Source organism: Paenibacillus sp. P13VS, assembly GCF_015143645.1.
GTDB classification, from domain to species: Bacteria; Bacillota; Bacilli; order Paenibacillales; family Paenibacillaceae; genus Paenibacillus; species Paenibacillus xylanilyticus_A.
The window spans coordinates 66,611-90,486 of the sequence record NZ_WYEV01000003.1; the positions used below are offsets into that span (position 1 = coordinate 66,611).

21 protein-coding genes are annotated in these 23,876 nt (G+C 43.6%); 15 read left to right on the forward strand and 6 right to left on the reverse strand.

Going from position 1 to position 23,876, the window contains the following annotated elements; genetic code table 11:
- Positions 1-168 precede the first annotated feature (168 nt).
- Genes GUA98_RS05415 through GUA98_RS05425 form a run of 3 tightly spaced genes read left to right on the forward strand, consistent with a single transcriptional unit; the run spans position 169 to position 3,864 of the window.
- Complete coding sequence (locus tag GUA98_RS05415; protein WP_193722292.1) at positions 169-1,932, forward strand: sensor histidine kinase; 1,764 nt, start codon at positions 169-171, stop codon at positions 1,930-1,932.
- Between the two features lie 18 nt (positions 1,933-1,950).
- Entirely contained in the window at positions 1,951-3,462 is a 1,512-nt protein-coding gene (locus GUA98_RS05420) for a response regulator (protein ID WP_193722293.1), read from the forward strand.
- Between the two features lie 36 nt (positions 3,463-3,498).
- On the forward strand, positions 3,499-3,864 hold the full coding sequence (locus GUA98_RS05425) for a hypothetical protein (protein WP_193722294.1): 366 nt from the start codon (positions 3,499-3,501) through the stop codon (positions 3,862-3,864).
- A gap of 53 nt (positions 3,865-3,917) precedes the next feature.
- On the opposite strand, the gene GUA98_RS05430 is transcribed toward GUA98_RS05425, so the two are convergent.
- Positions 3,918-4,331 (reverse strand): MerR family transcriptional regulator, encoded by a 414-nt coding sequence (locus GUA98_RS05430; protein WP_193722295.1) that lies wholly within the window; start codon positions 4,329-4,331, stop codon positions 3,918-3,920.
- Positions 4,332-4,627: 296 nt separating this feature from the next.
- Here GUA98_RS05430 and GUA98_RS05435 point away from each other — a divergent pair, with 296 nt between their 5' ends.
- Entirely contained in the window at positions 4,628-5,668 is a 1,041-nt protein-coding gene (locus GUA98_RS05435) for an NAD(P)-dependent alcohol dehydrogenase (RefSeq protein ID WP_153978449.1), read from the forward strand.
- A 144-nt stretch (positions 5,669-5,812) separates the two neighbouring features.
- Here GUA98_RS05435 and GUA98_RS05440 read toward each other — a convergent pair whose 3' ends face one another.
- Positions 5,813-7,303 (reverse strand): glycoside hydrolase family 43 protein, encoded by a 1,491-nt coding sequence (locus GUA98_RS05440; RefSeq protein ID WP_193722296.1) that lies wholly within the window; start codon positions 7,301-7,303, stop codon positions 5,813-5,815.
- 176 nt (positions 7,304-7,479) lie between these two features.
- Here GUA98_RS05440 and GUA98_RS05445 point away from each other — a divergent pair, with 176 nt between their 5' ends.
- Positions 7,480-8,403, forward strand: a complete 924-nt coding sequence (locus tag GUA98_RS05445) for an ArsR/SmtB family transcription factor (protein WP_193722297.1) — start codon at positions 7,480-7,482, stop codon at positions 8,401-8,403.
- A 299-nt stretch (positions 8,404-8,702) separates the two neighbouring features.
- Entirely contained in the window at positions 8,703-10,754 is a 2,052-nt protein-coding gene (locus tag GUA98_RS05450) for a methyl-accepting chemotaxis protein (protein WP_227779433.1), read from the forward strand.
- 121 nt (positions 10,755-10,875) lie between these two features.
- Here the strand turns inward: GUA98_RS05450 and GUA98_RS05455 are convergent, their stop codons facing one another.
- The gene (locus tag GUA98_RS05455) at positions 10,876-11,748 is read right to left on the reverse strand and encodes an AraC family transcriptional regulator (RefSeq protein ID WP_153978452.1); all 873 of its coding nucleotides are present in this window, start codon (positions 11,746-11,748) and stop codon (positions 10,876-10,878) included.
- Between the two features lie 234 nt (positions 11,749-11,982).
- Between GUA98_RS05455 and GUA98_RS05460 the strand changes: the two genes are divergently transcribed.
- Complete coding sequence (locus GUA98_RS05460; RefSeq protein ID WP_162009935.1) at positions 11,983-13,182, forward strand: MFS transporter; 1,200 nt, start codon at positions 11,983-11,985, stop codon at positions 13,180-13,182.
- Between the two features lie 86 nt (positions 13,183-13,268).
- Here the strand turns inward: GUA98_RS05460 and GUA98_RS05465 are convergent, their stop codons facing one another.
- Positions 13,269-13,958: a DUF421 domain-containing protein gene (locus GUA98_RS05465; protein ID WP_227779434.1), complete on the reverse strand. Its 690-nt coding sequence runs from the start codon at positions 13,956-13,958 to the stop codon at positions 13,269-13,271.
- A gap of 247 nt (positions 13,959-14,205) precedes the next feature.
- Between GUA98_RS05465 and GUA98_RS05470 the strand changes: the two genes are divergently transcribed.
- Entirely contained in the window at positions 14,206-14,955 is a 750-nt protein-coding gene (locus GUA98_RS05470; RefSeq protein ID WP_193722298.1) for a gamma-glutamyl-gamma-aminobutyrate hydrolase family protein, read from the forward strand.
- Between the two features lie 177 nt (positions 14,956-15,132).
- A complete protein-coding gene (locus GUA98_RS05475) occupies positions 15,133-15,750 on the forward strand; it encodes a hypothetical protein (RefSeq protein WP_193722299.1) in 618 nt (205 codons plus the stop codon).
- Positions 15,751-15,886: 136 nt separating this feature from the next.
- Here the strand turns inward: GUA98_RS05475 and GUA98_RS05480 are convergent, their stop codons facing one another.
- Positions 15,887-16,474, reverse strand: coding sequence for a hypothetical protein (locus GUA98_RS05480; RefSeq protein ID WP_193722300.1), 588 nt, complete (start codon positions 16,472-16,474; stop codon positions 15,887-15,889).
- Positions 16,475-16,842: 368 nt separating this feature from the next.
- Positions 16,843-17,703, reverse strand: a complete 861-nt coding sequence (locus GUA98_RS05485) for an alpha/beta fold hydrolase (protein ID WP_193722301.1) — start codon at positions 17,701-17,703, stop codon at positions 16,843-16,845.
- A gap of 323 nt (positions 17,704-18,026) precedes the next feature.
- On the opposite strand from GUA98_RS05485, the gene GUA98_RS05490 reads away from it, so the two are divergent.
- The 6 genes from GUA98_RS05490 (at position 18,027) to nspC (ending at position 23,859) form a co-directional block, all read left to right on the forward strand.
- Positions 18,027-18,605, forward strand: coding sequence for a TetR/AcrR family transcriptional regulator (locus GUA98_RS05490; RefSeq protein WP_193722302.1), 579 nt, complete (start codon positions 18,027-18,029; stop codon positions 18,603-18,605).
- Between the two features lie 168 nt (positions 18,606-18,773).
- Complete coding sequence (locus tag GUA98_RS05495) at positions 18,774-19,334, forward strand: NAD(P)H-dependent oxidoreductase (RefSeq protein ID WP_193722303.1); 561 nt, start codon at positions 18,774-18,776, stop codon at positions 19,332-19,334.
- A 28-nt stretch (positions 19,335-19,362) separates the two neighbouring features.
- Positions 19,363-20,076, forward strand: a complete 714-nt coding sequence (locus GUA98_RS05500; RefSeq protein WP_193722304.1) for an SDR family oxidoreductase — start codon at positions 19,363-19,365, stop codon at positions 20,074-20,076.
- Between the two features lie 118 nt (positions 20,077-20,194).
- The gene (locus GUA98_RS05505; protein ID WP_193722305.1) at positions 20,195-20,545 is read left to right on the forward strand and encodes a DUF3221 domain-containing protein; all 351 of its coding nucleotides are present in this window, start codon (positions 20,195-20,197) and stop codon (positions 20,543-20,545) included.
- A gap of 946 nt (positions 20,546-21,491) precedes the next feature.
- Positions 21,492-22,730, forward strand: a complete 1,239-nt coding sequence (locus GUA98_RS05510; protein ID WP_127535759.1) for a saccharopine dehydrogenase family protein — start codon at positions 21,492-21,494, stop codon at positions 22,728-22,730.
- 1 nt (position 22,731) lies between these two features.
- Entirely contained in the window at positions 22,732-23,859 is a 1,128-nt protein-coding gene (nspC, locus tag GUA98_RS05515) for a carboxynorspermidine decarboxylase (protein ID WP_095287195.1), read from the forward strand.
- The last annotated feature ends 17 nt before the right edge of the window (positions 23,860-23,876 follow it).

The window sequence follows — 23,876 nt, forward strand, 5'->3', positions numbered from 1 at the left end:
ATTTGATTATAAATTTTTATCTGTTCCTGGTACATGTCTGTGCTTGAACGTTCATGTGTAATATTCTGAACTTGAAATCGCTATCATTTCAAACGTTCACATGATACAGTAGGACATAAATGATTGAGAGACGCATCATGATGGGGGAACAGGAGGGCATGTAGAAGGATGATAAAGCTGATACATCGGGCAACACAATTCAGTTTGCAAACGAAGGTATTCTTGACATTTCTGGCCCTGCTAATGTTCGTGCTGGGCTGTTTTATCGTTTATGTAAACGTTATCGTTATCCGCCCGCTCAAACAAAAAACAGAGCAGGATATGCTGGTGACAGCGACTAAAGTCAGAGAGCAGGTTGATCTCTATGTCGAGCAGCAGAACCAGTTGTCCCAGCGAATTTTGGCCAGCAAGGATATCTTTGCAACGATGGAGAAGAGTTCCGCGGCTCACAGTAATTACGAGAGGCTGAATCAGATCCGGAAGCTGAAAGACATCATGTTTCAGGCCATCGGACCCAGCATGAATATGAAGGACATGACGATCTATGACAAGGAAGGGGTACTGCTCACCTCGTACCTGGGAAGTGGAGATCTTCCCGCCATGCTCAGCAGCATGGTGGCTAACAGCGGCGAGGGACGAGAGTGGGAAGGGAACGGATTCATTCTGGTGCGCCAAGAGGATACGATCTCCTTCGTCCGCACAATCAATGATCAGAACGGGAAGGTGTACGGTTACCTGAGTATTCAAATGGATCAGGCTTATATCCAAAAACTCACTGACGGAATTGCTGCAGGCGAGGTGTATATTCTGAACCAGCAAGGTAAGCAAATGACCGGATCGGAATCGGGAACCACGTTGTCGAAATGGACCAAGCCGATATCCGACGAAGGATTGGACGTGGACAAACAGAACAACTACGTCACGCATTCGACCTCCCCCAGCACGGGATGGATTACCTATATCGTTACACCGAAACAGTCAGTACTGGGCTCGATCCATTCGGTACAGAGTATGTCGATTCTACTGATTACAGCCTTGATGCTGGTGTCTTTTGTATACATCCTCTTGACCACACGCAATTTGCTGCTTCCGATCCGCAAGCTTCGCAGTCAGATCTGGCGTATCAATTACAGCAACATGAATCTGAAGGTCGACGAGAGACCGAAGAACAATGACTTGCTGCTGCTTAATGAAGCCTTTCAGGATTTGATGGAACGGTTGCAGCAATCGATAGACCGGGAAAAGGCAGCATTACATGAAGAAGTTATGGCGCGCAATTCGGCTTTGCAAGCTCAGATTGCTCCTCATTTTATACACAACGTTCTGTATCTCATCAGCATCGCAGCACAGGAGGGAAAGACCAAGGTTGTATCGGATATGTGCAAACATCTCTCGGACAGTCTGCGCTATATTGTGTCTTCTCCTTATGCACATGTGACTTTGGCAGATGAGCTGGAGCATACGAGACACTACTTGTCACTTGTACAGCAGAAGTATGAAGAAGATCTGGAGTGGGAGATTCATGCCGACGCCTTAGCGAGCGAAATACGTCTTCCGAGGCTGGTCATTCAACCTTTTGTAGAGAATTGCATTGAACATGCCTTTTCCAATACGGCCCCGCCTTGGCGCATTCAAATTACGGTGAAACAATATAACGGACTATGGGCTCTGGAGATTAAGGATAACGGAGAGGGCTTCCCACTTGAGAAAATGCAGGAGATCCTCGCAAAGGTTCAGGAATCTGCTGCTGGAGAGAACCATCTTCTCAACCATCCAGTATCCCTTGGTAATATGGGGATGATCAATAGTATCAACCGGCTTAAACTGATGTATAGCAATCGGCTTTTTTTCAATATTTTCAACAATCGCGCACATGGCGAAAACGGAGCCACCATTCAAATCATCGGCTCGCTGACAAAGGATTTTTACTAGGCAAAGGGGAGACATGTGATGTATAACATCATGATTGTAGAGGATAGCAAACCAATATTGCGTAATATAAAAATGCTTTTGGATGCGCTTACCCTGCCTGTTCATGTGGTGGCTACGGCAACGAATGGAGAGAATGCCCTGGCTGCAATTCAGCTTGAGCCCATTGATCTGCTGCTAACCGATATTCGGATGCCGAAGATGGATGGGTTATCGTTGATTGAGCAGGCGAAGAAAGCGAATCCGGACTTGAAAGTGATTCTGATTAGTGGCTATAGCGACTTTGAATATACTCGAAAAGCGCTCAACCTGCAGGTGTTCGACTATTTGCTGAAACCGGTGGAGCAAGAAGCGTTAGAAGAGGTCATGAGACGGGTGATTGACCAGCTTGATCAGCAGAAATCCAGAAATTTGAATGTCTTGCAAGAGCTTGTCGAGCCTCAGTGTTATGCTGAAGTTCAAATGGGAGAGGATTTATCGCTGTTTTCTCAGATGATGATCATTTTGCGCAAGCAGCCATTTACACCCGGGAAGGAACAATGGACACAGCAGACGATTCTTGGCGCCGTGGAGGTACTTTTTGCTCCGCAGCCTTGTCGTGTGTTACAGAGTCAAACGCCGAATCAATATATCGTTCTCGTAAACAAGAGAGCGCTTGCTGCATATTCCTCCATCCATGAATGTCTGGAATCACTTCGTCGGCATTTGGTTACGTATCATATGGATGCGATGATTGGAGGGCAGCTGCTGTCCTCTGATTCGGGACATCTCTCTGAAGTCTATCATCAAATAACGTCGATATTGTCCGCACAGCAGCGGTTGAACCAGGGATTGGCACTCGATACCGGAAATCCGGTTTCGACGGCCAGGCTGGAATCAGGATGTCTGGATTCCGCCTTGGAATCCACATTTGTGCAAATGATACAAGCCTATCAGAAAGATCGGTTCGCTCTGAAGCTCTCCGAGCTGCTGGATCGTTGGGCGGGAGAGCATGCGCATGTGAGAGAGGTGGAACGTTTCATTGGGTTATTAGTGGATACATTCGCTCATTTGTACGAAGAACAAGGATCGGGGATCAGGCTCGGTCTTGACCATCGGGCCAAACAGCTCTTGGAAGCGCCGACATATGCAGACTTCTGCCAGGAACTACAGGAATGGACAGGACAGTGTTTTGATATGCTGCAGTCGCAAGTCCGAAAAAGCAAGGAGCTCCTATTCGAGCAGATGGACGAGTATATCAAGCTTAATAAATATTCCCATTTATCCATCAACGACGTTGCTTTGAAGTTTCACGTCAGTCCATCTTATGTGAGCAGGGTGATCAAAAATGTAACACAAGCCACGTTTGTTCAGTATTACACCCGGCTGAGAATTCAGGAAGCTTGCAGGCTGATGGAACAGCAGCCTGATATGAAGTTTAAGGAATTATCTGACCTTCTATCCTTCAGTGATCAGCATTATTTCTCTAAGGTGTTCAAGGAGTATACAGGATACAGCCCTACTGAATACAAAGAATTGATGCCTGATAGATAGAATAATTTGTAATTATCCTTACTGGGTAATAGTTAGATGGAAGGAGGGATTTGCATTAGAGCATTCAAAGGTTCGTTAATGGTTTGTGTTGTTGTTATGTTATTTTTGTTGCTTGCTTGCGGAGCTGATGATATTAAACACAGCAAGACGGATCATTGGGATGTTTCGCTTCAGCGATCCACAGGTTCATACGGAATTGTCTATATAGGGGATGAGACAAAAATTAGCGATTTCAAATATGATGTTTCAGGAACAAACATCTCGCAGCAAGGTAGTGCTTTGAGTGAGCATACCACACCTTTTAATATGTCTAGAACGGTTACGGATTCTGAAAAGAACAGTGATCCCATTCAATTCGTGATTAGCTGGAACAATCAAATTGAATCCGTAACCTTTCAGTAAGAAAGACCAAAAAACCTAGCTCCCAAACGGATACTAGGTTTTTTGGTGTTTCTTTAATTGGTCACTGATTGACCCATTTTATTTTTTTTATGGATATCTTCCGTTCCGGCAGCGATGGCAGTTTTATAATAGGCGCATTTGTGTTCAATGACTTCCATGGTCTTTCTCAGTTCTTCCATTTGTGCTTGCACACTGGCCTTACGTTCAATGAACATGTCGTATCTCTCCTGCAGCGTGGAGTCACCTTCGGAACACCATTCAATGAAATCCTTGATATCCTTAATCGGCATACCAGTGAGTTTCAGGCACTGAATAATTTTCAGAAAATCAATGTCCGATTCTTTAAACTTGCGCACTCCGCTCGGGGTACGTTCGACGAAAGGCATAAGCCCTTCTTTATCATAATAACGCAATGTATATACGGTGAGATTCAATTCTTTGGCAACTTCGCTGATCGAGTATGTCATACGGATCTTCCTTTCTAACGGCATAGACTTCGAGTTAACTCTAGTTTCTGTGGGGAATCTTATCACGGTATATACAGGATGTCAAAGTCAGCAATGATAATAAGGGGACTTAGAAATATCTTAATCCATTTCAATAAAAAAAGTAGAAAAGATATTTGACCTAGAGTTAACTATAGGGATTAAGATGATTCTTGCCGAGAGAACAAGAAGAAAGATTGGTCATTGCATCAATCGTGATTCTTGCCCCTGAATGAGTGTATTCTCTTGGAAAATGAACATCTTAGGAGGTTTCAAACATGATAACTGCTAAAGCACGTGCTGTGGACGGACCGGATCAATCATTCCGGTCAGCTGAAATTAAACGACGCGATCTGGACACACATGATGTCCTGATTGAAATCAAATATGCCGGCATTTGTCACTCTGACATTCATACGGCTCACGGTGAGTGGGGCCCTGTGAACTATCCGCTGGTTCCTGGTCATGAAATTGCTGGAATTGTCACAGAAGTAGGACCTGAAGTTTCAAAATATAAAGTGGGTGACCGAGTAGGCGTCGGATGTATGGTGGACTCCTGTGGGGAATGCGAAAATTGCCGCCGCGGAGAAGAACAGTACTGCCTTAAAGGCAATATTCAAACGTATGCTGGGGTTGATAAATACGGTGAACCTACACAAGGTGGATATTCGACTCACATCGTTGTAACGGAAAATTTCGTTGTCCGGATTCCGGATAACATTGCGCTGGATGCAGCTGCACCGTTACTCTGCGCAGGGATCACGACGTACTCGCCTCTCCGTCATTGGGGAGCAGCTCCAGGCAAAAAAGTAGCGATTGTAGGTATGGGCGGGCTCGGTCATATGGCTGTCAAAATCGCACATGCCATGGGTGCCGAGGTAACAGTGCTGTCTCAGTCCCTGAACAAAAAGGAAGATGGTTTGCAGTTTGGTGCAAACCATTATTACGCCACAAGTGAAGCTGAAACGTTTGAGAAACTTGCGGGTTCCTTCGATCTGATCATTAACACGGTAAGTGCCAATATCGACATTAACGCTTATTTCGGATTGCTTACGCTGGATGGTACACTCGTAAACGTAGGTGCACCTGGTGAGCCGCTCGCAGTTAACGTCATGTCTCTCATCGGTCATCGTCGTTCATTTGCAGGTTCCATGATCGGTGGTATTCGTGAGACTCAGGAAATGATGGACTTCTGTGCGAAACATGACATCACACCTCAGATCGAAGTGATCTCGGCTGATCAAATCGACGAAGCTTACCAACGCGTACTTGCTTCGGATGTGAAGTACAGATTCGTTATTGATACCAGCACGATGTAAGTGCTGAATTAAAACTAAGCTTCATGTAAAATGACTGCGAGGATGTCTACAAAGTGTTTACTTTGAGGACATCCTCGCTTTTTTACTGACAGTTAGTCAAAAGTTAGAAACGTAAATTTCTATTTATAACTAGTAAATCTGCTTTTATATATAGTCGCACTTGAATTGAGAGAATTCTGCCTGAGCTCCTTCGCCATAGGCATACAAACCGATAACGACACCTGTAAACCCGCCGGCTACCTCAGAGGATAGGTATTTCGTATGTGCGCTGCCTAATTCAATCTCCTGGCCATGGGTATCCAAGCTAAAGGTATAACGATCATTGGTTGCCCGGATCTTCAATGTGGCTTGGTTAAGACTTCCGAGATCAACTTCTTTTTCAACCGATTTGATATCTCCGATATTCAGGCGCTCGATCACCTTATAACCTTCAGGGTCTTTTTGTATAGCCAGATCATAATGGTGGTGCTCATCCATATACAGGGTGATGCCTGCTTCTCCGTCTGTAAGATGAACATCACAAGAAATGATGGCATTGAAGTCCTTTTGCCGTATACCAATGAAGGTAGGCGTGCCCGGTTGATCCAGAGAGACGTCTGTTCCTCTCAGCGTTAGTTTGTTGGATTGCAGCATATAATTCTCTGAATGAGGATGTCTGAGATAACACCAGTCCTTGTCCCATTCCGTGTTGTCAAAAGTAAATGACTTCTTCTCCACCTGAACGACAGATTCGGATATCCGATCTGTTTCAAATGTTAGTATAGTCGTTCCATGGTGACCTGCTGTAAACCAGCCGTCTTCATCGAAGGTTACAGGTGCTACAAAAACTTCGCGTCCAAGATGGTGAAACGTCTGCCATTGTCCAATTTGCCGGAATCCCAGATGGAAGAGCCACCAATTACCCTCAACATCCTGAACCAGATCGCCATGCCCAACACCCTGCAGCTCATAACCGCCAAGGTTACGGTTGGTTAACACCGGATTGTGAGGATAGGCTTCGAACGGTCCGGAGACAGAGGATCCGCGTGCGTACGTTTCCATGTGACCGTATTCGGTGCCTCCTTCAGCAGCCAAAAGATAATAAAGGCCGTTGATCTTATACATATGAGGACTTTCCAGGTAACGTCCACCCGTACCTTGCCATATTGTTCGGCTCGGCGTAAGCTTTTTGCCCGTTTCAATCTCAATCTCACATTGAACGATCCCCGAGACACCGAAATCGTCAGAACCGTTACTCATAAAGTACGTTTTGTGGTCTTCGAAATACAAGTCCGGATCGATTCCGCCCTGATCCACGAATATGGGCTCAGACCACTCGCCATAAATATCGTCTGTCCACACATAGAAGTTCTGGCGGGTCGTATCATTCGTGGTTGTCATGTAGAATCGCCCGTTATGGTGCCGAAGGGTGGGAGCAAATACGCCTCCTGAACTGTTCACATGTGCAAGCTGAACCTGACTCGTTTTGGTTAGACAATGACCAATCTGTTCCCAGTTAATCAGATCTTTGCTTTCGAATATGGGTACTCCGGGGAAGTATTGAAATGAACTGCATATCAGATAATACGTATCGTCTACCCTGCATACGCTTGGATCTGGATAGAAACCTTTGATGACGGGATTGTTAAACTGCATCGTTCTTTCACCTCGATGATAAATTCATAAAAATAAGAATTCTGATAATAGGAAGCTACTGAAATTAAACACCAACCCACGGTCTAATTCAATAGAAGGGACTTGTAATTTCAATTTATATTCTTTAAATTTATATAAATGTGATTTCATAGAAGTGAGCAGGAGAGTGTGAAAAAATGATTCAATCGAACGGGGAGTCCCGGTTTATGCCTTTATACGATGCGCTGGCCAGTGAAGTTCGCTGGCGGATTATGGAGTTGATCGCCGAGCAGGAGAAGAGTGTCAAGGATATTGCCGCACAGATCAAACTAAGCCCGTCTATTGTCACGATGCATATTCGAAAACTGGAACAAGCTGAACTAATCGGAAGCCGAAGAGTCCGGCGTAATGGAGGAACACACAAAATGTGTTTTCTCAAACAAAAAAAGATCGAAATCGAGCTGCCCGCAGCCAGCAGAGTGACGAATATGAGAGAACAGACCATTTCAGTTGGTCATTATACTGCGTTTGATATTCATCCCACTTGTGGTCTGGGTACAAGGGAAAAGGAAATCGGGGTATGGGACGATCCTCGCTATTTCCTGGATCCTGAACGGGTTCAAGCTTCCATCCTATGGTTTGGGAGAGGTTATGTGGAGTATAAGACGCCTAACTATCTATATCCCAATCCCAATGCGGATGCTATAGAAATCTCCATGGAAATCGCTTCTGAAGCACCTGGTTTAAGAGATGATTGGCCATCAGATATTACCTTCACCTTCAATGGTATTAAGCTTGGAACCTGGACAAGTCCAGCGGATTTCGGCAGGGCGGCACGAGGCAAATATACACCCGAATGGTGGCATCGCAATGTGAATCAATATGGATTATTAAAGACGATTCGAGTGGATGCTTCGGGAACAACAATAGATGGAGAGTGGATGTCAGATGTGACGCTAAAGGATGTGAAGCTGGGTGAACCGTTCTGGACACTCAGGTTTGCGGTTGAAGAACAAGCGGATCATGTCGGGGGATTGACGTTGTACGGAGCTGGGTTCGGTAACCATGATCAGGACATTGTAATCCGAGTATATGTCGATGACAACCTAAATTATGGTTAACATAGCCGTTCGATCTATGCTATAATACAAAACAGATAAGGCTTGTTACTGATTTTGATCAGGCAATACCTGTGTATATGTATGCTCAACGTTTCTTTGAGTGTACATATATATGGGTTTTTTTGCGTTTACATACGGTAATACATCAACAATTACGGGAATTACATCACTGAAGTGAAGTCCTTTACAGAGCAATTATTAGCTATTAATAAAAATAAATATATACCATTAATTAAATTATTTACTAGATATACCGATATATAGTTTTGTTCATAATTTAACAAGAGAGGGAGATCCATTTGAACGAAAAGAAGAAAAAGAAAAAAGCGTCATTATTCACGAGACTAGCATCTGTATTACGTTTGATGAGTACCCGACTTATAGCTGCTTTCCTAACGGTTCTTATCATTCCAACAGCACTTATCGGATATTTCTCTTATCACAGTGCACAAGAACAGGTTCAAAAAAGCATGACCGATCCGATGAATACGATATTAACCATGGCAGGGCAGCATATTAATAATCTAGTAGGGACAAAAGCAGAACTGTTAAGTTACATAGATCGATTGTTAAATGTTGATGCCAGTCAGGTGAACATTGAAGCAGTGCAAGCAGAATTAAACCAGTTAGCAGATACATATCCTGATATTCTAGAAATTACTGTAGGTAACGATCAGGGCAGCTTTATTGCTTCTCCAGCGATCGGAGATACAACATATGATCCACGCAGTACGGAATGGTATACCAATGGTCAAAATAATAATGGATCGGTCTATTTTTCTAACATTATGAAAGACTCCGATTCCGGGGAGATTTATGTGGAGATATCCCAGGCTCTCTCAAGTGGACAAGGTGTAGCAAGCATAAAGCTTGATCTGGCACCATTAGCAGAAGAGATCTCCTACGTGGATGTTGGGGGTAATGGAAGTTTGATTATAGTCGACTCCAATCGAACCATTGCAGCTTGGGCTGGTGCTATTGTTGAAGGTGGAGGAGGAGAACTTGGCGGGGCACTTATTGACGGGATACCTGTCCATCCGAATACAGCATCTAGTGCTGATGAACCCATGGCATTCTCTCAATTTGTCCGAACGGACCTGGAATATGATTTGGAGGTTTACAACGGCGTTAATGCGTTAACCGGCTGGAATGTCATCGCTTTGATGGGGCATGAAGATTTCATTGCAGCAGCGAAACCAATATTGGTCACGAGTCTTACCGTAATTATCATTTCTACATTGCTGGCTGGCATTATCATATTCTTTATTTTGAGATCCTTCATGGTTCCTATGCAAAAATTAAGAACGGCAACCCGTCGTGTTCGGGAAGGGAATTTGACGGAACGGGTTGATCTTAAGAATAAAGATGAGTTCGGCATATTGGCGAATGATTTTGACCAAATGACCATTTCATTACAATCTGTCGTTACAGAACTTAATCAGACATCATCGCTTCTAAGCCATACCTCACAAATGATACAGGAAAGCACAGAACAAACGAACGCTTCCGTTCAACATGTTGCTGAAACGATCCAGCAGACCGCTGAAAGGGCAGTCACTGGTGCAGAAAGTTCTGAACAAACAGCGAACGCAGTGGAAGAGATGGCCAGAGGGATCAGTACCATAGCAGAGTCTGCCAGTGCTATTGTAGATTCGGCTGAGGAGACAGAGCGTGCTGTCACGAACGGTGGGAAAACCATCAACCAGGTTGGCGACCAAATGGAGAACATCTTAGAGGCTGTTCAGGAAACAACAGCATTGATTAACGAGCTGTCTAATCTATCAGCTGAAGCGAATAGAATGAACGAGGCGATTGCGGATATCTCTCGCCAAACGAATCTTCTATCACTTAATGCTTCGATTGAAGCAGCGAGAGCAGGAGAGCATGGAAAAGGTTTTGCCGTTGTAGCAGGTGAAGTACGCATGCTGTCCTTGCAATCCAAACAAAGCGCGGAGGAAATTGGCGCAACCATCGGCAAAATGTTCGACCTGATCGAGAAATCCACATCACTAATGAATGATAACGTTCGAAATCAAGTCGGCGAAGGGATGCGCATCAGCCGCGAAGCTTCAGCAACCATCTCGAACATTGAACAATATACGGCACATATCGTGGATCAGATCCAGGATGTGTCCGCAGTATCAGAGCAGCTGGCAGCAAGTACGGAGCAAGTCTCCGCTTCTGTGGCAGAAATGGCTGGTATCTCCAAAGTGTCTGCTGACAGTGCCCAGACTACTTCAGCAGCAGCCCAGGAGCAAATGGCTGCCATGGAGGAGATCGCTGCATCATCGGAGCAATTATCCAAAACGGCTGAAAATATGCAAAACTTGGTCCGTCGATTCACGCTCTAGGTTAATTATAAGTTCAGGTTTGAATGACAAAGGCGCTCCTTATCAGGAGCGTCTTATTGCATGTTATCTTAGTAGCCGTGATGGTGTGTTAAGAATTGACTAGATCAGGGAGATATCTCTTTTAAGATGAATGGGAGGTAGTATCCCCGAACATGTCTTTTTGATTTCGCTTGCGAAAGCTTCGCGGGGATTCACCGACCGTTTTGGTAAAAAGAATGGTGAAGTAATTGGGGTTATCATACCCAACCAGCTTGGAAATTTCCCATATTTTCTTCTTGGTTGAAACTAACAGCCGGGTTGCTTCACCCATTCGTCGTTGGATCAAGTAATGATAAGGGGAGGTGCCGTAGCGATTCTTATACATATGAATGAGGTAATAGAAATCGATATGAAACTGTTCAGCGAGTTCCTTCAGTTTAATGTTTTGCCGGTAGTTGGTATCCAGGTAGTCCTTAATACTCTCTGCAAGGGTATTGCTCCGTATAATCTGTTCAGAAGACTGTTGATGGCGGGACATGCGTTCGATGATCAGTAGTACGGCTTTCAACACATGCTGGGAGATGCGCTCGTATCCATCCTCACGAATGGAGTATTCACTGAATAAGGTCTGCATTAACGAATGCAGCTCTTCCGAATACCGGTTTGCACGAATGATTGGTTCACTACCTGGAGGTACGACCCAATCGGCATCGCTATGGATATCCTCTTTGAAACGAAAGCCACAATAAAAGGTGGATAAGGGATATTCGGGGTCAGACTTTTCTTCATGAAGTGTTCCTCTATTGTATATGAGCAGGTCTCCCTTTTGGGCCAAGTGCTTCGCACCATCAATGGTGAATGATCCTTTGCCTTCATTAACATAAATAATCTCGTGCAAATCGTCATGCTTATGAGTCGGAAAACTCCACTGGGGATTGCCGGCCAGCTTCCCGACATAAATAATGATACAATCCTGATCTTCATATCGTTGGCCTTGTTCGTGGCGTGTATCCATCTCTGTCTTCCCTTCGAGGTTCTATGATGAAAAATGACAACATACATCATGTTTTGAATCAATTCCACAACAACCTTGATTGTCGTCTGATAAGTCTGACAGTACAATTTCACTATCCAATATGTACTATATATCGAAATTGAAGGGATGGGAAAGCAGAAAATACATAGAGTAGGAGCTGTCCTAAGAATTGAAGCGCTTGCAACATTAGAAAGGATTAGTGAAATTAAATTGATGACCCGAACTAGAGAAAATCTACTTATCTTAACGCTTACGCTCGTCAGCTTTGTACTCGGAACAACTGAGTATGTCATTGTGGGTGTGTTGAAAGAAATTGAGAGTTATATGAAAGTATCTCTCGCTGCTGCAGGTGCACTAGTGTCCGGCTTCGCTATTGCTTATGCAGTGGGGACACCATTCGCCGTGGCATCCTTGGCCAAAATATCCAGAAGAAGCTCCATCTTGATTGGATTCGCTATTGTGCTGGTGTTGAATCTATTAACCGTCTTCTCAACAACTTTCCCTTCCTTGATGGCTATTCGCATCGTTTCGGCCGTTGCTTGCGGACTTACGATATCGCTTTCGATCTCTATTGCAAACGACGCCGTTCATCAGGAGCGAAGAGGGGAAGCTATTGCCTGGATTTTGGGCGGGTTTTCCATCGCGAATGTACTAGGTGTGCCGCTCGGTACATTTATTGGGCAGCATCTGAACTGGTCCATGACATTCGTAGTTACTGCATGCATCGGTGTTATTCCGTTTGTATTCATGTTCCGAATCCTTCCACGCCGCACAACTACCGTTACCGGTTCGTTTGGTGATCAGATGGTTCTATTTATGAAGCCTCGCATATGGTTAGCCTGCCTAATCCCCGTACTGGGTAACAGCTGCATCTTCGTTACTTTCACTTATATTACACCGCTTCTCAGTGAGTCTATGGGGGTGCCCGTACGTTGGATTAGCGCTATACTCCTGATCTATGGGGCATGCAGTATTCTGAGCAATTGGATCGGTGCCAAAATAGCCAAGGGTGATTTTCTACCCAAACTTAAGTGGCTTTTCGTCATCCAAGCGGTTATTTTCCTCGGACTGAGTTTCGCTGTGTCCAATCTGTGGCTTGGTCTAACGTTCCTGCTCCTGATCGGCTGTCTTTCGTCGTCAATGAGCGCAGCATCCCAGTTATATCTGTTTGATGTATCTGGATCAATTGCACCGGAATCCAAAGCTTTTGCATCCACACTGCTGCCTGTGGCGGCCAATGTGGGCATTGCTCTCGGTTCTGGGGTCGGTGGACTTGCCGTTAATCTTGGCGGGGTGGCATGGGTGCCACCGGTAGCCGTCGTATTAGCTTTGCTGGCTTTTGCAATTACAAAAATATGCCAGCGTACCATTCAGTTGAATGCGGATGAAGCGACAACTTCAAACGCTGCGTAGATATATGTGTACCAAAAAAAGACCAGGGATATGGGATTACCATTATCCTGGTCTTTATATCTATAAAGGAGCAAAGGTTGTTTGAATTAACCTTTTCCGTTTTTACTTTTCGGAATAATGTATAGTTCTCCGTCGTCACCATATTCCGCATAGGCGATATCCTTTATATCGTCATAGCCTTGCTTCTGAATTTCTGCCTTGATCATCTCCATATCGATATGTTTACCTTTCATGGACTTCTTAAGCAGCTCTCCTTTATCAATTACGGTTACCGCAAAACGATCAGGTGATGCCTCCATTCCCATATCTTCTGCGGTAGGTGGTTCGTACTCGGGCTTGCGAAGCACGGATAAAGATCCATCCGTCTCCAGAATGGCGTATTTCACTTCCTGAATAGAAAATACATTCTGTTTACGAAGCATGGAAAGCAGCTGCTTAAATTCAATGTCGTATTTTTTTAACAAGCCTTGATTAACTTCTCCATTATCAATTAAGAGCACGACTCGTCCTTCCGCGACATATCCGAACTTCACAAATCTTGTTGTAGCTTTCTCGAAAAGATAAGAGAGTGCAGTCCAAAGTGCTAATGCGAATAATAGATGAGATACCTTGATTTCATCATCGTACAGTGTATTTCCCACAATTTCACTAAGCACCAATGAGGATAGGAAATCGAGCGGTGTCAGTTGGCTTAGCGTTTTTCTGCCGGTAATAAAGGCGATGGCCCATAGGCCAAAAAAGCTAATGACTAGTTTGATGCTTAACTCCAGGAACATTCCTATCCCTCCAAGTTCGGAATCTTGATTAATCATTACCCGGGATATTCTATAAATAACATATTGGATTATTTACCAGTGAAGCTAAATCTGTAAAAGGTATGCAGGATTAAGATAGGCAATGGGTAGGAAAATGCAATGATTTGGTGAGTTTGTATATCAGGAGAAATGATAAAATGAATGAAAAGATTTCCGTTTTCTCGCAAAGTGATTAACATGAAAATGACCCCATTAGGAGGTAAAACCCATGAAGATGCCCATGATCGGAGTCCTGCCGCTGTATGATTCCAACAAAAAAAGTTACTGGATGCTTCCAGATTATATGAACGCCATCGAGAGTGCTGGTGGAATTCCAGTGATGCTGCCGTTGACAACGAATCTCGAAATAATCGCAACTTTGGCAAATGAATTTGACGGGTTCTTGTTCACAGGTGGACATGATATTAATCCGGAGCTTTATCATGAAAATGTAGAGGATACCTGCGGGGAGTTATGCATGGAACGTGATATGATGGAGTCCTTGCTATTTCAAAAAGTAATTGAACTCGATAAGCCTGCCTTCGGCATATGCCGGGGATTACAGCTGTTTAACGTGATACTGGGTGGATCTTTGTATCAGGATATTCCTACACAGCTTCAAGTAAGCAATACCGTTAATCATAAGCAAAGCCCACCCTATACGAATCTGATACACGATGTACATATTGACAAAGGTAATTTGCTCCATGCAATCATTCAATCAGATACGATTAAAGTAAACAGTTACCATCATCAAGGAATCAAAAGGCTTTCGGATAAGCTACAAGCAGCTGCAGTCGCTGAGGATGGAATTGTTGAATCCGTGGTGATGCCCAACCAAAAATTTGTACTGGCTGTGCAGTGGCATCCGGAGTACAGCTATACCGTAGATTCATACAGCCAAAAGCTATTTTCAGCCTTTGTTCGTTCTTGTACATTTGTTGGTTATGATATCGATATCGACGAGATAACAGCATAAATATAGTAAAGCAGTCGATCCGTGCGATCGGCTGCTTTTACTATTTTTATAGGCGCATCTAGGTACATACATTGTGGAAAGGATTACTCATTATTCTGGATAAATCTGAAAAAAATGTATGGTACAATGAAATGAACAGCTTAACTTTGATCTTCATACGGATTGGAGGTGAAAAATTTGCGATTGCGATATTACATAATGATCTTCTTGTTTGTACTAACAGGCTGTTCAGCAGATAGCGCTGAGGCTATTAAACCGGACCAATCGATAACTGACAGGATCACATTAACTCCGGTGGATCTGGCTCAAGGAGAAACGGCAAAATTAAGACCTTTCCTTGGCACCATGTCCGGTGCATTTAAGTTAAAATACGAGGGAGAGAAACCGAGCGCAACTTTGCATATGGATATCTGGGAGAATGGATCGAAGGTAGATTCTGCAGGAGCTATAGGGGACCTGTTCTTCAGTCCGGAAGGGCAGGTGATTAACAATAATGAAATTGAAGTCATTATATCCATTGATACGGTAAGAACAGAAGAAGACAAAGAAGTGTGCATTGTTAAAATCAGTACAGGGTCAGGCCTAGCTACGTTTACGCTTCCTTGGAATTCGGAGCTGAAAGGACGAGGGTTGTTTCAAAACACCGAAACTTTAACGTTTACACCAGATCATCCAGTTCATATATTCGCTATGAATGCAACAAGTACAAACCAGGTATTTGCAGGAGACTTATCAGAGGAAAGTTTAAGCAAAACCGAATGGGCTCTTGTGTTCACTTTGCGCTTTGACGAATAGAAGAATATGAAAAGGTAGCGTCTGAATATAAATCAGTTACTCAGATTAAAGTTCATACCTGATCATGAAGCAGCTGCAGTGGCAGCTGCTTTAGTTTTTTATTTGAAGTTAAATGAACTTCTGATCAAATACTAATCTAATCAATGTTTTCGATAAGCCAATGACCTTCTTTGTTCTTTGTGAAGAAATACGTTATAGCTTTATTCTCAATACTCCCATCCTCATGTTTCTTGGCGTATCGAACGCCAATCCGAATCTGATCACGGCCATCAATGGTTATCTTTTCTAGAAGGTCCAGATCATTAAACATAAACTGAGCGTTTTCTTCATCGAAGAAGAGTGATTCTTTCTGTGAACCTTCATAGAGATGGACTTTGAATTTCTCTTTATCATTTTCAACAATACCTTCAAGATTGCCTTTGAACTTTGAAATGATGTCATCATTAAAAAAGTCTTTTTTGTACCGTTCAAAATCAATGAACACGCCTTTTTTAAAATCCTCTGCACCAATCTCCTTAAAATCCAGCCCTTCGGGATCAATTAGTCTCTGCGATTCTGTTTTGACATTCGTTGAAGTAGGTGTTTGATTCACTGGTGTTTTGCTGTTTGAATGATTTGTTTGGTTAATTTCATTCATCGATTCTCCATCAGATGGTGTACAAGCAGATTGAAGCAAGAGCACAGCCAATACAACAGAGAAAATGCCATAATACCGTTTATTCATTAAAGAGATCCTCCAATTTCCAATGATTTTGTACCATCAACTGCTTCAATTAATGAACAAAATGAATGGCAAAAGGTTTGAACCACAAAGTAAAAGGGTAAATTTATAACTGTTTATAATATTTAAATATATGAAAAATTCATAATAGAGAGAACTTTCTACGTACTTTGTTTCTATCTACCGAATCATTCATATCTACTCACCCTCGTTGTTTAAAAAAGTTCACGATCCTTAAGAAAAACACAAGCACTTTTTCGAAGAAGTTGAATGATTCGCAGATTGATTCCTCTGAAATAAAAAAGAAAGAACCCCTTGGTTGTACTCAACTAAAGGGTTCTAAATGAGTCTCGTTCGATGACATCGATCGATTACAAGCTGCGCTGCGGTTCTACTGAATTTAGCGAATCATACTCCATTTTCATTCCATCGAGGAAGGTTAACAATTCTTCGTTGAATTTCTCCGGTTCATCGAACAGCATGGCATGACCACTATCTTCAAATCTTACGATGCGGGACCCCGCAATGCTCTGTGAGGTTAGTTCTCCCAACTCAGGCTCTACAATTTTGTCTTTTTGTCCATGGAACACAACCGTCGGGATTTGTATTGCAGCGAGGTCTTCACGAAGATCCTCATCTCGTAATGAAGCAGCAGCTTTGATTGTACCATGGTGTGATGCCTGGTAACAGAGCGATTCAAGCCACACCAGCATACCCGGATTTGATTTTGTTTTGGTAAATTTCAAACCGAATTTGTTAAGCATGGCAGGTCTGTTCTCATAGGTAGCATGTATTAACTGTGCTGTTACTTCGTCAGGCTCCATCCCATACTCCATACCAGGCCGACGGGTAAAAGCGGGAGTAGCTGCTCCTACCAAGAGAAGTCTCTTAATACCGTGGCCGTTATGACGTGACATATAGCGAGATGCTATGGCTCCACCCATAGAGAATCCAACTAACGCTGCGTTCTCCAGCTGAAGTTCATCAATAACTGCACGAAGGTCATCTGCCATACGATCATATGAATAACTCTCCCAAGGCGCATCAGATTTACCGAAGCCACGAATATCCATTCCGATGCAGCGGTAACCATGCGAGGCCAGCAAAGTATACTGATACTCAAACATAAGATGGTTGGCTGGCCAGCCGTGCAGGAAGATAACCGGAACACCTTGACCGATATCTTCGATGTAAATTTTAACCTTGTCATCCACTTGTACATATTGTCCCATGTAAAAATTCCTCCCTAACCATTTATAGAAAGTCTTTTTCCTAATACAGTTGGCACTCTAACAACCTGAATAGTACGGTGTCATGTTGATCACTATTAAACGCATGTCTGCTTGGGCAAACAACAATGTAATCTATAAATAGCTTGAAAAGACAGGGGGAATAAGCGAAAAATAAATATGAGAATGATCGGTAAAAATAATTCTTTACTGATCGTTCTCATTATGTTAGGATGAATTCACAGGAAAAACAAACCAATGAACATCTGTAGAATATTTTAAACGTTATAAACACATTACAATTGGTGAAGGGAGGGGAACCTGAGATGGCGAGAAGCAAGGAATTTGAGGAAAACGAAGTTTTAGATAAAGCCATGAAGCTGTTTTGGGAGCAGGGGTATGAGAAAACGTCGATGAGCGATCTCGTTGAACATATGGGTATTCATCGCAGAAGTATTTATGATACGTTCACCGATAAACGTACCTTGTTCTTCAAAGCAATGGAACGGTTCGGTAATCGTACCGATGCCAAATTGGCCGCAGGCGTCAAGCAAGCCAAAACAGCCAAGGAAGCTCTTCATTTTATCTTTGATTATATGAACAGTACCGAAGAGGGGGAGCCACCTGGATGCATGTTTGTCAATTCTGCAGTGGAAATGGCCTGCCGGGATGAAGATGTAGATGCCAAAGCGGTTGGGGCCTTTGAAAAAGTGGAGCAGCTTCTTGTGGAGCTCGTCACCTGGGGGCAAGAAAATGGGGAGTTCTCTAGCCAGTATGGCCCGCAAGAATTAGCGGAGTACTTGCATAATGCTCTAATCGGGATAAGGGTAATGACCCGGACATCCGTGCCTAAGGAAAAGTTAGTGCGTATTTCCACAATGAGTATGCTGTTGTTGGAAAAATAAGATGAAGTATTTCGTCCTGACGGGATATTAGAATGATCATACTCAATAAAAGCAAGGGCGGATGGTTGAGTGCAGGAGTTAGCTCCTGCCTTAACCAAATGCAGAGCATTATTTTTGCGCTATTTTTAGAACGATCATTCCCGTATAAAAATTAAGGAGTGTTTACACATGAAGACATTAATTATTGTAGCTCACCCGGATTTACAAAATTCACGGATTAACCGGGCGTTGGCTGATACCATGAGGGAACAGCCGGATACGACCGTACATGTGTTGGATGAGTTTTATCAAGGTAAATCAATCGATGTGAGCCATGAGCAAGGACTGTTGGAACGTCATGACCGGATTATTTTCCAATACCCTTTATATTGGTACAGCACGCCTCCACTCTTGAAGCAGTGGTTCGACGAGGTGCTCGCATACGGCTGGGCATTCGGCCCGGGTGGGGAGCATCTTCAAGGAAAAGAGATCGGCATCGCAATTTCAACAGCAGGTACTGCGGCTTCATATCAGCCCGGAGGATACAACCTGTTCACAATTCGGGATATTGCAAAACCAATGGAGGCGCTCGCCAACTATGTCGGGGCCCATTATCTGCCGCCATTTGCTATTCATAACGCCAATCATATCACGGATGAGCAGATCGCCATTAGCCAAGCGGCTTACGTGGATCATCTAAGAAGTGTAAGACATGTGCAAACATCGGGTTTGGTCACCATTAACAAATAATCATAAAATTTCTGAGGAGGAACAAAAAATGACAAACAATAAAATTGCATTGATAACTGGAGCGAATAAAGGAATCGGGTATGAGGTTGCAAGACAGCTCGGGGAATTAGGCATTACGGTTTTGGTAGCCGCACGCAACCAGGCAACAGCTGATGAAACAGCAAACCAACTAAGCAAGGAAGGCATTGAAGCCGTGGGTGTACAGCTGAATGTGACGGATTCGGAGCATATTGCGAAGGTAACCAGATGGATTAGTGACACGTATGGTCGATTGGATATCCTGATTAATAATGCAGGGGTATGGGCTGAAAAAGAGGATTACGAAGGCGATGCACTGCGTGATACGTTTGAGGTCAATACATTTGGTCCTTATTATCTCACAGAATCATTACTGCCTCTGCTTATGAAAAGTGAGGCTGGTCGAATCGTTAACCAGAGCAGTGCTCTCGGTTCCATACAATTTCTGCTGACCAATGAGCTTGCGCAGCGTATTGCCACACCTGCATATTCTGCATCCAAGGCAGCATTGAACATGCTGACAGCATATTGGGCCCAGAAAGCGCAAGGAACGAATCTTAAAGTGAATTCCGTACATCCCGGTTTGGTTAAAACACAAATGGGTGGTGAAAAGGCAGAGCTATCCCCAGAGGAAGGGGCCAAAACGGCTGTGCGTCTGGCTACTTTGTCTGAAGACGGTCCAACAGGCAGCTTTTACTATATGGATAGTCAGCTTCCTTGGTAAATCATCAAAGCCGCATATCGCGGCTTTTTTTGTTGATGGATGTTAGATGAAGAAGCAACAAACGTTTAAATCCAAACGTCTAATATAGGAGGTAGCTGTGTTGTAAGGAGGAATATAATTGAGAAAATCAGTCATAGGTGTGACGCTGCTCGTTCTTCTATGTATACTTAGTGGATGCCAAGTATTCTCGACAGGTGAAGTTGGGGATTACATCCTTCAGAAGGAAGAAGATCGAATTCTTGTAGCGGAAAATATATCTAGAGAAGATGCGGATCAACCTTTTGGCGATCTTAGAGAAAAAAAGGTCACCCTAATCCATTATATTGTTGAAGATTCGGAGCTCCTTGAGCAGCTTGAAGTAGGGGACAAAGTTAAAATTACTCCCAAAGTGAATGAGGAAGGGTTCTATCATGTTAGAAAATCCGACCCACCCCAGATTATCGCAGGCAGGATTGAGCGAGAAGATTAAACCATAAATTTTAATAATTTCTATAGTAAATAAGTACAAAGAACAGGGAGAACAATATAAATGGGTAAAGGTGTAAAGTATCAATAACTTTAGTAACTATACTAATGTCTGTTGGTAAACTTGATTCCATAAATAACTTATTGTATCCGGGAATGCATTATGGACTTGCATTTCTTGCGAATATGGTTCGTGACCTTATAAAATTGTTTTTTCTACAGTGAAAAAGATGATCACTCATATGTTCCTGTTACATTGTGCAAACTACAAGTAAGCATCAGAGCAAAAAGAAAACACCATAATGAAATGTCATTAACCCGCTCGGAAAGCTAAACCGAAAAACCATATCTGATTAAAGGATCTTCTGACCAGAATGAGGAAAAAAGTTTTTTTTGAGTTATCCCTTGATTTTTTTAAAAGTGTTTGTTATTGTTTAACCTGTGATTTTGGAAAGCAGTTATATCAATTGGAACGAGCACTTTCCAGCAGATAATTTTTGACCACTTCCATGAGGGAGTCAAGGCCATACGGACAGCCGGGTCAAACGCCGATTGGCAACTTATGTTGCCTTATTGATTGAGTTAAAAGCTCAAATTTTATAAGTTGGTTACTTTACAACCAGTGCAATAGCACATCAACTTGTGAAACGGTCAATAAGAGTGGTAAAGGCGAATTATTTGCTATATAGACTCTGATCTGATATTGATATACATGAGGGAGCTTTCCACCAGAGGAGTTCTTTTGAACTTTTTTGGTTATGGAGACTTTACGTTTTTTCACGATGTATATCGACAAGCAAGTGGGATGATGCGCGGATTGCGGCATTTATTCACCTTGCTTTTTTTGTTGTCAGGAATTGACGGAAGTTGAACAATGATGAGAAGACCTTGAAACGGACAATTGAATCAAAAACCAAAAAAATCTACATATGGGATAGGAGAATGTAAAAATGGGAAAAGCACTAATCATCGGCGCCGGCGGCGTGGCTTCTGTGGCAGTACACAAATGCGTTCAAAATAGCGAAGTTTTTGAGGAAATCTGTATTGCGAGTCGTACCAAATCCAAATGTGATGATCTCAAAGCGAAGCTGGACGGTGGCAAAACAAAAATTACGACAGCACAAGTGGACGCGGATAACGTAGACGAATTGATTGCTTTGATCAACGAAGTTAAACCGGATATCGTTATGAACCTGGCTTTGCCTTATCAAGATCTGACGATCATGGATGCGTGCCTTGCAACCAAAACGCACTACATGGATACGGCAAACTATGAGCCAGAAGATACTGCAAAATTCGAATACAGCTGGCAATGGGATTACAAAGAGCGTTTTGAAAAAGCAGGCATCACTGCACTGCTGGGCAGCGGTTTTGACCCAGGCGTAACTGGCGTATTCTCTGCCTATGCCCTGAAGCACTACTTTGACGAAATCGAGTACATCGACATCCTGGACTGCAACGGCGGCGATCACGGCTATCCGTTCGCAACCAACTTTAACCCGGAAATCAACATCCGCGAAGTTTCGGCAAACGGAAGATACTGGGAAAATGGTGAATGGATCGAAACCAAACCGATGGAAATCAAACGTGTCTACGACTTCAAGGAAGTTGGCGAAAAAGACATGTACCTGTTGTACCATGAAGAGCTGGAATCTTTGGCGAAAAACATTCCTGGCTTGAAACGGATTCGTTTCTTCATGACATTTGGCCAAAGCTACCTGACTCACCTGAAAGCACTTGAGAATGTGGGCATGACTTCCATCGAACCTATCGAATTCGAAGGCAAACAAATCATCCCACTGCAGTTCCTGAAGGCGGTACTGCCTGACCCGGCATCCCTTGGACCACGTACTGTGGGCAAAACGAACATCGGCTGTATTTTCAAAGGCAAAAAAGACGGCAAGGACAAAACGTACTACGTTTACAACATCTGTGATCACCAAGAGTGCTACAAAGAGGTTGGTTCCCAAGCTATCTCTTATACTACAGGCGTTCCAGCAATGATCGGCGCAGCTATGGTCATGACAGGCAAATGGAACAAACCAGGCGTATACAACGTGGAAGAGTTCAACCCGGATCCGTTCATGGAAGAGCTGAACAAATGGGGACTTCCATGGGTAGAAGACTTCAACCCGGTTCTTGTTGACGAACTGCCTGAAGAAGTGAAAGAATCGGAGCTCGTTCGTTAAGATGCGGTTTGAGCAATTACCGACACCATGCTTTGTTGTTGATGAGGCGCTTATTGAGAAAAATGTAAAAATCCTTAACGGTGTCATGCAGCGTACAGGTGCCAAAATCGTACTGGCTCAAAAGGCATTTTCCATGACAGCGATGTATCCACTAATCGGACAATATTTGAGCGGGGCAACGGCAAGCGGGTTATATGAAGCCCGTCTGGGCCACGAGGAAATGGGCAAAGAGAATCATGTATTTGCTCCAGCCTACCGCGAAGACGAGATCGATGAGATTATTTCAATCTGCGATCACATTATTTTCAACTCTTTTTCGCAGCTTGCGAAATTTAAGGATAAAGCACTTCAGGCTGGCCGCAAGATTGGCTTGCGTATTAATCCTGAATGTTCAACCCAGGAAGGGCACGAGATTTATGATCCGTGCTCTCCGGGTTCCCGTTTTGGTGCCAAACAGGAGGATTTCCGTGCAGAGCTGCTGGAAGGCGTCTCCGGTTTGCATTTCCATACACTATGTCAGCAAAATTCCGACGATCTTGAAACAACGCTGAACGCAGTCGAAGAGAAGTTCGGACAATGGCTTCCTCAAATGGAGTGGATTAACTTCGGTGGTGGACACCACATTACACGTGAAGATTATGACATTCCAAGACTGGAAGCATGCATCAAACGCATGCAGGACAAATATGGCCTGGAAGTTTATCTGGAGCCAGGGGAAGCTGTTGCGCTTAACGCGGGTTATCTGGTGACTTCGGTGCTGGATTTCCACAAAAACGGAATGGACATTGCCATTCTGGATACGTCAGCCACTTGTCACATGCCAGACGTACTGGAAATGCCATATCGTCCGCCGCTTGTTGGCTCCGGAGAAGCAGGAGAGAAGCCACACCTGTACCGTCTTGGCGGTCAAACTTGCCTGTCAGGTGATGTTATTGGAGATTATTCGTTTGATGAGCCTTTGAAAGAAGGCGATCGTCTGGTCTTTGAAGATATGGCGATCTATTCCATGGTCAAAACGAATACATTCAACGGAATGCCATTGCCAGCCATCGCTGTAAAACGCAAAGACGGCGATTGTGAAGTTGTCCGTGAATTCGGATATCAGGATTTCAAAATGAGACTGGCTTAATTAGCTATTATATATAT